Below are 15,719 nucleotides of genomic sequence, written 5' to 3'. Positions count from 1 at the left end.
CGCGCAGCGGCACTCCATCATCACCCTGAAAGGACACCACTCATATGAAATCGAAGAAGTTCAGCGTCTGGGGCGTGATTGTCGCAGCAGCGGTCGCTGTCGGCGTCATGGCCCCGGCTTCCCCGGCCCTGGCCAACAACATCGACCCCGCGGCCGATTCGTCACTGACGATCCACAAGTACGCCGGACCCGAGAACCCCAGGGGCGATGGCACCGAGGTCGCAGATACCTCGGGCCTCGGAACCCCGCTCAGCGGCGTGGAATTCACCATCACGCCGGTCACGGAGCAGGGCGGACAACCGATCGACCTCACCACGCAGGCCGGTTGGGAGCGCGCCGAAGATGCGACGCCGCAGAACGTGCGTGGCGACGGGTACACCCTCGGAACTCCGGTTACTGCAGTGACCGGAGCGGACGGCACGGTCGTGTCGGATCTGCCTCTAGGCCTGTACCTGGTCGAAGAGACCGATGCGGGCGACAACAATGTGGTCTCCGAGGTCGATCCCTTCCTCGTAACCCTGCCGATGCCGAACCGCGGCGCCTGGATCTACGACGTCCACGTGTACCCCAAGAACCAATTGAACGAATCCATCCCGCAGAAGACGGTCTCGGACCCGACCGGGTTCACGATCGGTTCGCAGGTCACCTGGTCGATCGCGGCTCCGATTCCGCAGTTGAACTCGGGGGCCACCTACACGCAGTTCCAGATCGTCGACCCTCTGGACTCCCGGCTCACCTTCGACTCAGCCACGATTAGCACGGCCGGGTTCGCGGAGGGTACCGACTACACGGTTGCGACCTCGGGAAACACCGTGACAATAACGTTCACCGCCACCGGACGCGGCAAGCTGGTCGCTGGCGAGTCGGTCACGGCGTCGATCACGACCACCGTGAATGAACTCGGCGCTAACGGCGTCGTACCGAACCAGGCGACCGTTGTGACGAATGGCTCGTCAGTCGCCACTAACGTCACGACCACGAATTGGGGTGCGCTGCAGATCCTCAAGCACGTTCAGGGCGACCGCGCCTCGCGTCTCGCGGACGCCGAGTTCGCTGTCTTCACTGATGCCGCAGGCGAAAACGAGATCGCGCGCGGTGTGACCGGTGACAACGGCCTCGCGAACTTCAGCCTGTGGACCGGCAGCAATACCGAAGAGCCGCGGAGCTACTGGATTCGTGAGACCCGCGCACCGGCAGGATTCGTGCTCGATGACCGTCTGCGTCAGGTCTCGATCGCCCCGTCGAGCGCGGCCGAGCCGGTCGTTCGCGAGATCTCGAACGTGCAGCAGAACGGGCCTGAGCTTCCCCTTACCGGTGCTGCAGGTCAGCTGTGGCTCACCATCGGTGGCGCAGGGCTGCTTGTGATCGCGGTGGGTGCGGGCATCGTGATCTCGCAGCGTCGAAAGCAGCGCGCCTGATCACTCGTACCCACCATCGAACCGGGGGGCGACGTCACCGTGCTGTCGCCCCCCGGCGTTGGCGTACGCCCATCGCGCCGCTCATCATCGCCTGCGTCGCGCTCACGGGTTTGACGATCTGGACCTACCCGTCTATTGCCTCTTGGTTTTCCCAGCTCGATCAGGCGCGGGTGCTCGAGAACGCCGACGAGTACCGCGATCACGATACGGGTGAGCCGCGACCATCGGATCGAGAGCAGCTTGAGCGGGCGCACGCCTACAACGAAGCGCTGCAATCGGGCGCGCGTATCGAAGCGAACGAGCGCCTTCCGCTGGGCGGTGGTGAGATCGATGATGATGCTCTCGAGTACCGTTCGGTGCTCGACGACGGTGCCACCGGTTTGATGACGCGCGTGCGCATTCCAGGGATCGATGTTGATCTGCCGACCTTCCACGGCACCGACGACGCTACGCTCCTGGAGGGCCTGGGTCATCTTGAGGGCACGTCGCTCCCCGTCGGCGGGGAAGGCACGCACGCCGTCATCACGGGGCACCGCGGGCTCGCAGACGCCCGCATGTTCACGGACTTAGATCGCATCGACGTCGGCGATACTTTTACGCTCACCACATTTGGCGAGGTCCTCGCCTACGAGGTCATCGAGACCATAGTGGTCGAACCCGATGAGACGGAGTCATTACGGGCGCGCGAGGGCCTGGATCTCGTGACACTTGTTACTTGCACTCCGCTCGGCGTTAACTCGCAACGCATCCTGGTAACCGCCGAAAGGATCTTTCCGACACCGGATGCTGATCGTGACGCTGGACTCTCCTCGCCCGAGGGGGTGCGCTTTCCTTGGTGGGCGGTGATCCTCGGTGGAGGCACCCTGATCGCCGGCGTTTACATCTGGAGATCGGGCATTCCGCCGCGCACCGCTTCCCCCACGACCGTGAGGGAAGGTATTCCCACTTCCGCTGCTTGAGGGCCGCGCGAGCGTAGAATAGAACTACATAGCCCCGTGTGTACCGCTGGTTTTGACCAAGTCGCCGGGGCTTTGACATTTCTATAAGCTTCCTCGCCCAAGGCAGAACCCGCGCTTCACAATGCGAGATGTCCGGTCCTGGATCGCCAGCGACTCAGATTCAGGCGTAGGTGTGTTGCTTCGGCAGTGAGGTTTAGGCGTGCTGCTTAAGTTCTCGCCGGGTGAAGATCACGAACACAACAGCCCCTATCGAAGCAGGCACAATAATCAGCATCGCCACGAGGATAAGAAGTCCTCCACCGATGCTGTTGGCGCCGCCGGACAAATCATCCAGGTAATTCGAGATGAATGTTATGACCAGGATCAGACCGACGACGGCGTAGGCGGCACTCGTCAGGGCCGGTACTGGGCGCGGGAACGTTGTCTCTAGCCCGGCGTAGATCCCCGTTACGGCGGCCACGCAACTCGCGACAATCATGAAGAGCCACGGGGTGGGCGTGTTCGGAAAGAGAAGTACAACGCCGAACGAAAGGGCAACAGCGATCAGCGCTGTGGCTGCGATGATGCTGCACACGAACGCGCTTGCTTTGGGGCTCTGCATGGGAATCGTATTCCGTTCCGGAGTCGTATCGCGAGATTGCTCGTCCGTTGGGGGTGTCCGCTCGACTTCAGAGCGGAGGGCCGTGACTGAACGCTCGTCGACCCGGAGGCGGAGGAGAGCACCCGCCTAATCGTACTCGGTCGCATTGAGACCGAGGTCCGCAGCGAGGTCATCGAGGGATCGGCCCTGTCCGCTGTGAAGGTCACGAACAATTTGGGTCATCTCTATGTCTTCGATCGCTGGTAGCAGTGACGAGTACAGCTCGAACGGTATTACTACGGCCTCGGGTCGGCAATGTGATCCGACCTGAGTCGTGCCATGTTTGTTGAAAATAAGTGGTCGAGGGGTGTAGATCGTTGATATTCCGCGGTTCGGGTTCCTGAATCTACGCACTAATCGTGTGCCGACTAGACTGTGCGGGTGGGCTTGTTCGTGCGGAAAGTGAAGACCGCTTCAGGAGCGACCGCGGTCCAGATTGCTCATACCAAGCGCGGGATCCAGAAGATCGTAGAACACATCGGCTCCGGGCATACTGATGCCGAGATCGCCGCACTGGTTCATATCGCGAAAACCAAGATCGCAGGGGATCAAGAAGAACTCGACCTCGAACTTCCCAGCACCCCGGACCAACCGGGTGCTCAGCCCAGCGTTGCGCTCATCGGGCCGAGGGTGACGGGTTCCTCAGCTCAACTGCTGTGGAACGTGTTGGAGGACGCGTATCAGCATCTGGGCTTCACCGGGGTGGGGAACACGGTGTTCCAGAAGCTGGTGTTAGCCCGACTGATCGAGCCGACCTCGAAAACGGACACGATCCGTGTCCTGGAAGAACTCGGCGTGAAGGCCCCGTCATTGCGCACGATCTGGCGTACCCTGGCTGAATCCATTAGCCAGGACTGGCGGGATGGGTTCAGCCGGGCAGCCTACGCGCACGCCCTGAAGACCGCAGGCCATGCTGGCTTGTCTGTGGTGCTTTATGACGTCACGACCTTGTACTTCGACGCCAATGACGAAGACGAGCTACGCAAAGTCGGGATGAGTAAAGAACGCAGAGTCGATCCACAGATCGTGGTCGGGTTACTGGTGGATCGTGAGGGGTTCCCTTTAGAGATCCACTGTTTCGAAGGCAACAAGGCCGAGACCTTGACCCTGGTCCCGGTGCTGCGGTCTTTCCAAGACCGTCACCAGGTCAAGGATCTGGTGGTCGTCGCTGATGCGGGGATGCTCTCAGCAGCCAACCTCAATGCTTTGGAGGATGCGGGGTTCTCTTTCATTGTCGGCTCGAGGATCACGAAAGCCCCGTATGACCTGGCGGAGCATTTCGACCGTCATGGCACTTACTTCACCGACGGGCAGGTCCTGGAATCATCACGCACCATGGGTACCGGCACTAATGCCAGGGCGCGCAGGGTGGTGTATCACTACTCGTTCCAGCGTGAGAAGCGCGATAACTACTCGTTGAATAAGCAGATCGAGAAAGCAGAGAAAGTCGCCTCCGGGGCCCGGCCAGTGCGCAAGGACCGGTTCGTGAAACTCACCGGGAAGAAACCCGGGGTGGATTGGGCGCTGGTCGAGCGAGCCAGACAGCTACTGGGTTTGAAAGGCTACGTGACGAATATTAGCCCGCAGGTCTTGGAGGGTGGCGCAGTGGTTGCTGCGTATCACGATCTGTGGAAGGTCGAGAAGTCGTTCCGGATGGCTAAGAGTGATATCCGGGCTCGGCCGATGTTCCATCATCAGCGGGACTCGATCGAGGCGCACTTGACGATCGTGTTCTGCGCGCTGGCCGTAGCTCGTCACCTGCAAGCAGTGACTGGGGTGAGTATCAAGAAACTCGTGCAAGCGCTGAGACCTTTGCGGACGGTCACGATTGATATCAATGGGCAACAGCTCACCGCGGCTCCGTCCATCCCCGCAGACGCCCAGAAACTGCTCGACTCGTTGGTCTCAAAAACTACGCACTAAATCTGGCACGACTCAGGTCCGAGGATGACAGGTTCGGCCATCGGACCATCGGTTCGGAATCGGTGCAGCGCCTTGCGGATCGCAGCGAGAGCCTTGCGGCGGGGTGGCAGGGGAACGATAGTCACTCGAGAGTCCCGCTTAACTGCACATTAATTGCACAACGGATTTCTCTTCTCTCGCAACGGCAACAGAGGAGACGATGACGAGCAAGCTACAGGAGATTCTGTAGACGTTGCCTAGAGTCAATCAGCACAAACGTTCCACAACGTCTAGCCTCATGGGAGGCTCCTTCGTAGGCGCCATAGTTCAATCGAGGTTGCGTTGAAGCATGCATTTTCATGACCGACCCATATCCGCTGTCACCGAAACTAAGTAACGATCCTCAATGTCCGTTTATCCCAGATGGCGTTGAGACATTGATTTCTTGAACCTCGGACTCGTTACTGATTCGGGGAGCCCTATCCACGCTCATGCAGGTGATTGTCAGCTTGGCAAGAAACGCGATGCCGTCTTCGACGTCGTCGTAGCGTAGAATGGAAAGTACCCATCGACCTGGACCTTCCTCGTTGATGCCGGTCAGCACCACTCTTTTCCGCACCATCCCGGCGCCCTGACGGGCCGCCCACTGATGCCGCTGCGATTTTCCGATGTGCCAGGGCCGGGACCTTTCATCCACCCGGACGGATTATTTTTCGTGACTTCTTCTGTACTTTCTGTTGACGCGCCCGCAGGCTTCACCGACCTCGGTGTGCCCGCTGTTCTGGCAGCGGCCCTCATCCCGCGCGGCATCACCTCCCCCACCCCGATCCAGCAGACCACTCTGCCGGACTCGCTCGCCGGGCGCGACGTGCTCGGCCGGGGTCGCACCGGCTCGGGCAAAACCTACGCCTTCTCGCTGCCGCTGGCGGCACGGCTCATGGAAGCCGCATCCGGCCGCACCCAGCCGCGCCGTCCGCGCTCTCTCGTGCTGGCTCCGACCCGGGAGCTGGCCCTGCAGATCGCCGAATCCCTCGACCCACTGGCCGAGGTGGCCGGGCTGAGCGTGACCACCATCTTCGGCGGCGTCGGGCAGAACCCCCAGGTCAAGGCGCTGCAGCGCGGCGTCGACGTGATGGTGGCGTGCCCCGGCCGTCTGCTGGACCTGATGGGCCAGGGCCACGCGGATCTCTCCGGCATTGAGGTGCTGGTGATCGACGAGGCCGACCACATGGCCGACATGGGCTTCCTGCCGATGGTGCGCCGCATTCTCAACCAGGTGCCGCGCCCTGCGCAGAAGATGCTGTTCTCGGCGACCCTCGACGCCGGCGTCGGGGTGCTGGTGGACCAGTACCTCAAGGACCCGGTGACCCACGAAGCAGATTCTGCCGTGTCTCCGGTGGCGAAAATGGATCACCACGTGATGGTGGTCAACGGTGACGACCGCCTGACCACCCTGGCCGAGCTGACCGCCACCCCGGGCCGCACCATCGTGTTCACCCGCACCAAGCACGGCGCCAAGCGCACCGCCAAGCAGCTGCGCGGCCGCGGCGTGGCCGCCCTGGAACTGCACGGCAACCTGAGCCAGAACGCCCGTACCCGCAACCTGAACGCCTTCCACGATGGCTCGGCCGGAACCCTGGTGGCGACGGATATTGCGGCTCGAGGGATTCACGTCGACGACGTCGCCCTGGTGGTGCACGCGGATCCGCCTGCCGAACACAAAGCGTATTTGCACCGTTCGGGCCGCACCGCCCGCGCCGGTCAGGCCGGCACCGTGATCACCCTGGCCGGGCAAGAACAGCGCGGAGAGGTTCGCTCGCTGATGCGCGCCGCGAAGATCAACCCGACCGTTCACGCCGACGGCATCACCGAATCCCTGCTCGACGAGCTGGCCCCCGGACCACGCGTGTTCCTGTCGCCCTCCGAGCTGGATGCCCAGCTGGCCGTGGCGGCACCGGCGCCCCAACAGCCTGCCCGCTCCGGTGGCTCGGGCCATTCGAATGGCTCGCGCAACGCCGGACGCGGCGGCGCCCAGCGCAGCGGTTCGCACAGTCGCGGTCGAGGCCGCTCCGGCGGCGAGGCCCAGGGCGACCGCACGCAAGGTGAGCGCCCTCAGGGTGGTGGCCGTGGCGGCCGGAACCGCGGTCACGGCAACGGCTCCTCCGGTGGCTCATCCAGCAACTCAGGCACCCAGACACGCTACAGCACCAGCACCGGTGGCTCCTCCTCCGGAACGGCAGCTCGTTCCGGCGGCCAGCGCCGTCGCACCAACCGCCGCGCCGAAGGCTGAGTGATCAGCTCACGGTGACGGGCTGAGTGTCCATCAGCGCAGTCACCGCAGCATCGGCCCAGTCCCGAGCGACGTCGGTGGCGAGCAGCCCACCGGCGGCATCATGGCGGCCGTACTCCCCAACCCGCTGAGCACCGCGGTCGCGCAGCGCGGCGTCGAGAATCTCCGAACCGCGCGAATACGTGGCGTGATAAGAGCGATCACCGAGCCCGAACATCGCGTACCGCAGGCCGGACAGATCCGGGGTGTACTCGGCCAGGCCCGCGTGCAGCGGACGTGCTGAGGCCGGAAGTTCGCCGTCGCCGTAGGTCGAGCAGATCACCACGGTCGGGACGTCAGTGCGCAGATCCTCCGCACCCGTGAGCTGGGCGGCATCCACTAGGGTGACCGCGAACCGGTCGGCCAGATACTGTGCGAGCTCCTCGGCTACCAACTCCCCGTTCCCGGATTCGGTGGCGAACAGGATGCTCAACTCTGCCAGGTCCGTGCGTTGCTTCCCGGATCCCGCCGACGACGCCGCACCGGCGCTCCGCTGGCGCTGCGGCACCGAGGTAGCTGAAGCGGCGATGAGCCGCAGGGTGCGGGCATCCGTGATCTTGGTGCGGGGCCGGTTCCCGTGTTCTCCGGTTTTTCCGGACTCGAGGCGCTCCCGGGCGTCCACCATCAGCCACCCGTCGTAGGTGGTGGACCGAGCCAGATGCGCGCGCAGCGGGGTCAGCCCCGGCGCGTCGGAGGCGTCAACAACACCCCTGGATTCCAGGTCGGCGGCGATGGTCTCGGCGAGTTCCCGGGCGTCGGTGCGCTGCGAGGGGATCGTCCCGACGGGGCCGCGGCGCAGCCACCCGGCCACGTACAGCCCCGGCTCCACCCGTCCGGTGCTCGAGGCCTCGGGATCCATGCGCACCAACGGATCGGTGCCGACCCCGTGCTCGGCCTCGAACCCGATGGCGGTGATCACCGCGTCCACCGGCAGCCGCACCAAATCCTCCAGGCGCTCATGTTCGGCCGAGCTCAGGTGCAGCTGGGACACACGGGACTGGTCGGGGGTGCCGATCACCGCTTGCGGGGCCGTGCCGAACCACCAGATCAGCTTCAGCCCGTCCGGATCTTCACGATCTTCCGATTCCCCGGCCTCACGCAGCTCGGCCACCAGCTGGCAGCGCGGGTCACCGGCGGCCAGCCCGCGAGCCAGCTGAGCCTCGTCGACCCCGCGCACCTGATGCCGTAGTCCCGGCACGTCCACCATCTCGCGCAGCATCACCGGGTCGAATTTGGCCTGCTCCGGCTGCGAGCGCCCCACCACGTGCAGGGTGCGCAGCCCGTTCCGCAGCCGGCGGTGCGTTTCAGCGTGCACATCGGATGCGGCCAGCGCCTGCTCTGATGAGGCCAGCAGGCGCACCACATCCATGGCCACATTGCCGTGGCCGATCACCACCGCCGTCTCGCCCAACTCCGGCCAGGCGCCGTCGTCGAGAAGCCGCCCGTGCTCGGTGGGGCACGAATTCAACAGCCGGGTGATCCGCCCCGATCCGTACACCCCGGGCAGGGTCGCGCCCGGCACCGGCAATTCACGATCGGCGTGCAGCCCGGTGGCCACCACCACGACGTCGTGCGACTGCCGCAGCTGGGACAACGAAAGCTCGGCACCCTCGGCCTGCTGGCTGGTCAGCTCCGGGGCACCCACAGCGGGGCGACCGTGAATCGAAACATCTGCCACCGCACCGGGCCGCACCCGCGTGGAGCCCACGAATTCCACGCCGTCGCGCTCAAACAGGGTGGCGAACTGAGAGGCCACCGCTTTGGTGCCCTGATGGTCAGCCGCCACCCCGGTGCGCACCAGCCCGTAGGGCACCGGGGCGGCATCGAGCACGGTAATCCGCGCCTCCGGCAGGCGACGACGCAGCGCCTGGGCCGCATAGCAACCAGCAGGGCCGGCTCCGACCACCGCTACCGCCGGTACCGCCGCCGTCTCAGGTGCCTCGGGTACCGTCGGCGACGCCGATGCGGGACCCCAGCGCACCGGCATCTCGTCCATGCCGCGGAACACCCAACCGCCCGGCACCGCCGGCCGCTCTGGCACCAACCGCAGCTCCGGAAGCTCCGCGAACAACCGCGGCAACGCCACCTCGGCCACTTCCGCGCGGGCCACCCAGGCGCCCAGGCACACGTGCACGCCCTTGCCGAACGCCAGGTGCGCGCCCTCCCCGGACCGCCGCTGCTCAAACCGCTCCGGATGCGGCCACTGGCTCTCGTCCCGGTTCGCCGAGAGCAGGCAGATACCCAGCTTCGCCCCGGCCGGCAGCGCCACCCCCTGCAGCACGGTGTCGCGGGTGGTCTGACGCGAATACATTCCAATCGGCGCCACCCAGCGGATTGCCTCGTCGAACACGGCATCCCAGTTCCCGGCCCCGGCGGTGGCCAGTGCGCGCTGTTCCGGATCGCGCAGCAGCGCCCAGGCCGCCACCCCGATCGCGTCGCGCGGCTCGTTGAGTCCGCCGCCGATGGTCATCTTCAGATTTGCCCGGATCGATTCCACCGGCATCTGCTCCTGCCCCGCGGCCAGCAGCGCCGAAATCAGCGACTCGTCCGGGTGCTTCCAGTGCCAGGCGAGCATCTCGTCCAGCGCCGTATCCACCTCACTAAACGAGGCTTCCCCGCGCGCCCACACCTCGGGGTCGTCCGCATAGTTGCCGGTGGCGTCGATCAGGGTCTGGCTCCACCGTTGCAGATCAGCTTGGGTCACGTTGTGCAGCCCTGTGATCGCGCGCAGATTCTCCGACACGTAGGGTGCGGCAAAATCCCACACCAGGTCGGCCTCCGGACCTTTCGCCCTCAGCTCGGCCAGATAGCGTTCGGCGTTCCGATGGAAAATCGGCATCCACGCTTTCTTCACCGCCGAGGGTCGCAGCACGGGCTGCCAGGCCCGACGCTCCACCTGGTGAGCCGGGTCGTCCTTGCGCAGCATCGAGTGCCCCATCGCCCGGATCATCAACGACCCCTGCTCATCGGCAGAAAAGGTGCCCTGGTCTAACTCGGTGTCGTGCACCGCGTCGTAGCTGGTCACCAGATACCGGCCCACCGCGGGCACCCAATGCACCCCACCCTCGGCACGCAACCGCTCAAACGTCGGGAACGGGTCGCGGTACAGCTGGGGAATACTCACCCAGTCAGCCACCGGCGCCGGACGCGCAGAACCGACATCAACAGGCATATCAGCAGTCATTCCAGCAGACGTGGTCATCCGTTTCCTCCACAAGTCACAGTCACCGGGTCGAAGCTCATCCCCGGCGCGTAGGTGCCCAAAAACAGGTCGGCGCCGGCTTCGGTCAGCGTCGTGGTTCCGTCGGTCTCATGCACGACGACGACGTCGAGCCGCGCCCCCGGAACCGAATCCGGAAACGGATCCTCCACCGTGAGCAGACCGTCCATCAACTGCGGGCGCGCCAGTGTGAGGGCGAGCGTCCCGTGATGTCCGGTGAAGTGAACGGCCCCGGCGAAGCACCCCGGCTCCTCCGCCATCGCCGGGAAAAAAATTCGCTGGTCGGGCTCGATCAGAGCGCCGTCACGTACCTCAATGCGGCCATCCTCCAAGCGCTCGAGGTAGCCGCGGAACCGGGCGTGCACGCCCCACAGCAGTCCGATCTGAGTCGTCGTCATACCGTTAACTGTGAGCCACCTCTCAACCGGAGTTCAACTGAGAATCTCTCCGATACAAACGCACTATTCTTGCGTTATGGATGCAAACTCCTCGTCACCGGCCTCGCCGAGCTCCCCGCAAATCACCCTGCGTCAGCTCGAACTCTTCTGCGCGGCCGCCCGCACGGGCTCCTTTACCGCCGCAGCCCAGGAACGCTACGTCACCCCCAACGCCGTGGCCGGCGCCGTCACCGATCTGGAAACCGCGCTCAAAGTCCGCCTCTGCGTGCGACGCCGGGCCCGCGGCCTGGAACTCACCGGAGCCGGGGAGGCCCTCCTCGCCCGCGCGCAACACCTTCTCGTCACCGCCGAGGACCTCGTTCTAAATATTGGCGACCACGACGGCGCCCCGCGCGGCCCGGTCCGCCTCGGCTGTTACACCACCCTGGCCGCCACCCTGATACCGCCACTCTGGGAACACGTCAGCGCCCACCTACCCGGAGTGCGGCTCGACATGGTGGAGGGCACCGCCACCGAGCTTGCCGAGCAAGTCACCGCCGGGCGCCTGGACATGCTGATCGCCTACGAGGTCGGCCTCTCACCCGAACTGGCCGCGCGCACCCTCTTCACCACCGAGCCGCAGGTCATCCTCCCCGCCGACCATCGCCTGGCCGCCCACCGCGCCCCGGTCCCCCTGACGGAACTCGCCGAGGATCCACTGATCCTCTTGGACCTGCCACCGGCGGGCGAGAACACCCTGGAGCTGATGCGCCAGCACGGCCTACGCCCTCGCATCGCACACCGCACCACCAGCTTTGAACTGGTCCGCTCCATGGTCGCCCGGGGATTCGGCTACTCCCTCCTTTTTCAACGCCCTCACATTGACGTCTCCCATGAGGGCCGAGCCTTGGTGTCACTACCCACAGAACCAGCCCTGCCAGCGGAGCCGATCGTGCTCGCTCATGACCATCAGGTTCCTCTCACCTCGCGTGCAGCAGCCGTTGCGGCAGCGGCCAGCGAACTTTTCGCGCGCACCCCGCATCAATAATCACAGTTTAATAACAGGTTGCATTCAGACTCCGCCTGGATCCGCATCATGGCGCGGTGCACACCCCGAGCATCTGGCCGATTTTCGCCACCTCCGGTGAGATCAAGTTGCGTTTTGATAACGAGACTGTCACGGTTGATAACGATCTGATCACGAAGCAGTCGTCAACCGAAAGAAACACCATGTCTTACCTGACCCGCCGCGCCCGCATCGAAGCCGAGCGCATCGAAGCCGCCCAGCAGGCACGTCAGCACCGCCTCGGCCGCGCCAAGTCCCTGACTTTCGGCCTGGCCGGTGCCGCAGCAGTTGCCGGCGTTTCCGTCGCTGGCATCACCCCCGCCTCGGCCTCGCTGGAGGATACTACCGCTCCCGCCACCGAGCAAACCCAGCAGGGCTCCGCCACCACGGAGACCGCCAGCACCGGCGGCAGCTACACCGTGCGCTCCGGTGACACCCTCTCCTCCATCGCTTCCGCTCAGGGCGTGTCCCTGAATGAGCTGATGTCGGCCAACGGCCTGAGCACCTCCAGTATCATCTACCCCGGCGATACCCTGCAGCTCTCCGGCTCCGCTGGATCCACGAGCAACACCGCCGAGACCGCCTCCACGGGCACCTCCGCCGAGACCACGCAGACGGCGTCCGCCGACCCGGCCTCCACCGAGTCCGCCGGCATAACCATGCAGACCGCCTCCACCACCAGCTCGGCCAGCGGCTGGCAGGGTACCGCGGCATCCACCGCGATCTCGATCGCAAACTCCGGTGCCACCTACTCCTACGGCGGCAACGGCCCGACCAGCTACGACTGCTCCGGCTTCACCAGCGCCGCCTTCGCCGCAGCAGGCATCGACCTGCCGCGCACCTCCGGTGCCCAGTACTCGGCCGCCAGCCAGTACGTCTCCCTGGACAACCTCCAGGTCGGCGACCTGGTGTTCTGGTCCTCCAACGGCTCGGCCTCCGGCATCTACCACGTTGCCGTGTACGTCGGCGACGGCCAGATCGCCCAGGCCCGCAATCCGCAGTCCGGCATCTCGGTCAACTCGCTGGCCCACTACCAGCAGTACAACCCGCCGATGAGCACCGCCGCTCGCTACTGATCTGCCCCACCGGCAGTTCATAGACAACTCAGCCGCCGCCTGTTCCCCAAGACGGGCGGCGGCTTTGCTGTGCCCCGAGTCTTCTGTGATCACAGGTGGTGTAGACGCACACTAGTAAATCAACGGAAGAAATCACTTGACCGCTCCACTCCCTCGGAATACGATCTGAATCACTGATATATCAGTGATGCGGTGTCACGTCGATCAGGCTGTGCCCCCCTCCAACCGAAAGTAAGAGAGCGCATATGTCGCAGAAAGCGCCGACTCAGGCACACCTGCAGAGCACGGAGAAGTCCTCCTTGCTTCGCGTCGTCACCTACGCGGGTGCGATCATCGCCTTCCTCATTGGCTCCGGCTTCGCCACGGGCCAAGAGATCATGCAGTACTTCACGTCCTACGGATACTGGGGCATCTTCGGTACCGGACTCGTGGTCCTGCTGCTCATCACCTACGTCAGCGTCGAGTTCCTCGTGGTCGGCCAGGCCAAGAAATTCGACAAGCCCAAGTCGATCTTCCACTACTACTGTGGCAAGTATCTGGGCACCTTCTTCGACTTCTTCTCCATCCTCTTCGTCTTCCTGAGCTTCACCGTGATGGTGGCCGGAGCGGGCGCGGTATTCCAAGAGCACTATGGCCTCTCCAAATACATCGGCGGCGTCGCCCTCGCACTGGCCGTGGGTGTCACCGTCTGGTTCGGCTTGAACTCACTCGTGGACGTCATCGGCAAAATCGGCCCGCTGATCGTCATCATCGCGATCGCCCTGGGTATCTACGGGGTCATGAGCAATCCGGGCGGCATCGCCGAAGGCAACGCACTACTGCCCACCCTGGACGTCACCCAGGCCTCGAGCAACTGGTTCATGGCCGCCCTGTCCTACGTCGGATTCTGCATGCTGTGGCTCGCAGCCTTCCTGACGGCCCTGGGCAAGACCGCCCCCAGCCGCAAAGAAGCCGCCTCGGGTGCGGTGACCGGTGGCGTGGCCTTCTCCGTGGCCTGCATGATCGTCGCACTGGGCCTGCTGGCACACATTTCCCGCACCGCCGGCACTGAGATCCCCATGCTGGTTCTGGCGCGCGACGTCGGACCCGTGGTGGCGGGCGCGATCTCCGTGATGATCCTGGCCGGCATCTACACCACCGCGATTCCGTTGCTGTGGACCGTGTCCTCGCGCTTCTACGAAGACAAGACTAAGAAGTTCAAGTACCTGACGATCATCCTCGCGGCCGTCGGCACGCTGATCGGTTTGGTGTTGCCGTTCTCGCAGATGGTCAACATCGTGTACGTGATCAACGGCTACGTCGGCATCATCCTGTTGGCGATGATGCTGATCACCACCGTGTTGCGCCTGACCGGACGTCGCAAGCTCGACGCCTGATCAGCTCCCAAAAACAACGATGCACGCACCGGCAGGGGTGCGTGCATCGTTGTCTAACCTGGTTCCTTATTAAAGGTTAGCGAAATAACCTTGCGTATACTGGGGTGATGTCCCACGTTAGTAGCGGGTCAAGCGCATGGGCCTCAGTCAGCTTCGAGGAACGGCCCTGGTCCGCCGAACATCAGGTGATGGCCTCTCGCCGGGCCCGGCGTGGTCTCAGGACTCGCTGAGCATGTCCAGCACCAGAGGCTTGACCCGGGTGCCGTACAGTTCGATGGACTCCATCATGTACTCGTGCGGCAGCCGTCCGTTGCCGTACTTCATGCCAAACCGGGTCGCGCCCAGGGATTTCACGGTGTTCGCGATCTTCCGGGCCACGGTCTCCGGGCCGCCCAGGTGCAGGGCGCCGTGGCGGACTTCTTGTGCAAACTGTTCGGGGCTGGGGGCGGGCCAGCCGCGCTCGCGCCCAAGGGTACTGATCGCGTTGTGCCAGTACGGGTAGTACCGTTCCATGGCTTCCTCATCGGTGTTCGCAACGAACCCGTGAGAGTGCACGGCCACCCGGCGGGGCGCGAACCCGTTGGCCTCGATCTGCTTGCGGTACAAATCCGCGAAGGGGGCGAAGCGCTGCGGGGCGCCGCCGATGATGGCCAGCTCCAGGCCCATCCCGTAGCGGGCGGCTCGAATAGCGGACTCAGGTGAGCCGCCGACGGCGACCCAGGTGGGTACGCCGTCCTCGTGCGCCGTCGTCGGGAAGATCGACTGGCGCTCGAGCGCACCGCGGGTGGTGCCGGACCAGGTCACCGGTTCCTCACGGCGGACGTGATCGAAGAGCTCCAGCTTCTCCTCGAAGAGCACCTCGTAGTCACTCAGGTCATAACCGAACAGCGGGAAGGATTCGATAAACGAGCCGCGCCCCAGCGACACCTCGGCGCGTCCGGAGGTGATCCCGTCGAGGGTGGCGAAGCGCTGGTAGACACGCACCGGATCATCGGAGGAGAGCACAGTGACGGCGGAAATCAGCTTGATGCGCTCAGTCTGCGCACCGATGGCGGTGAGCACGACGTCGGGTGCGGAGACGGAATAATCCGGGCGATGGTGCTCCCCGATGCCGATGACGTCGACGCCGACCTGATCGGCCAGTACCCCCTCGGACACCAGATTGCGCAGCACCTCCGGGTGATCGAGCACCCGGGTGCCGGCGGCGTCCTGGGTGACGTCACCGAAGGTGTGCAGCCCGAACTCGATGACGCCCTCGGGCAGAGAGTCAGCCAGCGGAGTGGACGGGTTCGGGGTGGGCGCGGCGCCGGGGTGCCGGGCGGAAAGCTCAGTCATGTCTATCTCAACCATCCAGCG

At 64.6% G+C, this 15,719-nt stretch carries 12 protein-coding genes; 7 read left to right on the top strand and 5 right to left on the bottom strand.

Features of this window, described 5'->3' with window-relative positions; translation table 11 throughout:
* The first annotated feature begins 44 nt into the window (after positions 1-44).
* Positions 45-1,418 (top strand): SpaH/EbpB family LPXTG-anchored major pilin, encoded by a 1,374-nt coding sequence (locus O1A05_RS04690; RefSeq protein WP_270106902.1) that lies wholly within the window; start codon positions 45-47, stop codon positions 1,416-1,418.
* 110 nt (positions 1,419-1,528) lie between these two features.
* Complete coding sequence (locus O1A05_RS04685; protein ID WP_270106901.1) at positions 1,529-2,377, top strand: class C sortase; 849 nt, start codon at positions 1,529-1,531, stop codon at positions 2,375-2,377.
* A gap of 193 nt (positions 2,378-2,570) precedes the next feature.
* Here the strand turns inward: O1A05_RS04685 and O1A05_RS04680 are convergent, their stop codons facing one another.
* Entirely contained in the window at positions 2,571-2,978 is a 408-nt protein-coding gene (locus O1A05_RS04680) for a hypothetical protein (RefSeq protein ID WP_270106900.1), read from the bottom strand.
* 420 nt (positions 2,979-3,398) lie between these two features.
* Between O1A05_RS04680 and O1A05_RS04675 the strand changes: the two genes are divergently transcribed.
* Positions 3,399-4,940, top strand: coding sequence for an IS1634 family transposase (locus tag O1A05_RS04675; RefSeq protein ID WP_442867665.1), 1,542 nt, complete (start codon positions 3,399-3,401; stop codon positions 4,938-4,940).
* Positions 4,941-5,322: 382 nt separating this feature from the next.
* Here O1A05_RS04675 and O1A05_RS04670 read toward each other — a convergent pair whose 3' ends face one another.
* A complete protein-coding gene (locus O1A05_RS04670; protein ID WP_270106899.1) occupies positions 5,323-5,616 on the bottom strand; it encodes a hypothetical protein in 294 nt (97 codons plus the stop codon).
* Positions 5,617-5,634: 18 nt separating this feature from the next.
* On the opposite strand from O1A05_RS04670, the gene O1A05_RS04665 reads away from it, so the two are divergent.
* Positions 5,635-7,209, top strand: a complete 1,575-nt coding sequence (locus O1A05_RS04665; RefSeq protein ID WP_270106898.1) for a DEAD/DEAH box helicase — start codon at positions 5,635-5,637, stop codon at positions 7,207-7,209.
* A gap of 4 nt (positions 7,210-7,213) precedes the next feature.
* On the opposite strand, the gene O1A05_RS04660 is transcribed toward O1A05_RS04665, so the two are convergent.
* Both O1A05_RS04660 and O1A05_RS04655 read right to left on the bottom strand, forming a co-directional pair.
* Positions 7,214-10,450 carry a cytochrome P450 gene (locus O1A05_RS04660; protein ID WP_270106897.1) on the bottom strand — a complete coding sequence of 1,079 codons (3,237 nt, stop codon included), beginning with the start codon at positions 10,448-10,450 and terminating at the stop codon, positions 7,214-7,216.
* A complete protein-coding gene (locus O1A05_RS04655) occupies positions 10,447-10,866 on the bottom strand; it encodes an HtaA domain-containing protein (protein WP_270106896.1) in 420 nt (139 codons plus the stop codon). Before O1A05_RS04655 ends, O1A05_RS04660 begins: the two co-directional genes overlap by 4 nt.
* Positions 10,867-10,942: 76 nt before the next feature.
* Between O1A05_RS04655 and O1A05_RS04650 the strand changes: the two genes are divergently transcribed.
* The 3 genes from O1A05_RS04650 (at position 10,943) to O1A05_RS04640 (ending at position 14,363) form a co-directional block, all read left to right on the top strand.
* Positions 10,943-11,893 (top strand): LysR family transcriptional regulator, encoded by a 951-nt coding sequence (locus O1A05_RS04650; RefSeq protein ID WP_270106895.1) that lies wholly within the window; start codon positions 10,943-10,945, stop codon positions 11,891-11,893.
* A gap of 56 nt (positions 11,894-11,949) precedes the next feature.
* A complete protein-coding gene (locus O1A05_RS04645; RefSeq protein ID WP_270106894.1) occupies positions 11,950-12,987 on the top strand; it encodes a C40 family peptidase in 1,038 nt (345 codons plus the stop codon).
* Between the two features lie 245 nt (positions 12,988-13,232).
* The gene (locus O1A05_RS04640) at positions 13,233-14,363 is read left to right on the top strand and encodes a YkvI family membrane protein (RefSeq protein ID WP_270106893.1); all 1,131 of its coding nucleotides are present in this window, start codon (positions 13,233-13,235) and stop codon (positions 14,361-14,363) included.
* A gap of 216 nt (positions 14,364-14,579) precedes the next feature.
* Here O1A05_RS04640 and O1A05_RS04635 read toward each other — a convergent pair whose 3' ends face one another.
* Positions 14,580-15,698 (bottom strand): LLM class flavin-dependent oxidoreductase, encoded by a 1,119-nt coding sequence (locus O1A05_RS04635; protein ID WP_270106892.1) that lies wholly within the window; start codon positions 15,696-15,698, stop codon positions 14,580-14,582.
* Between the last annotated feature and the right edge of the window lie 21 nt (positions 15,699-15,719).

This window comes from Citricoccus sp. NR2, from assembly GCF_027594385.1.
GTDB lineage: Bacteria > Actinomycetota > Actinomycetes > Actinomycetales > Micrococcaceae > CmP2.
This window is presented reverse-complemented; position numbering and strand designations above follow the sequence as displayed.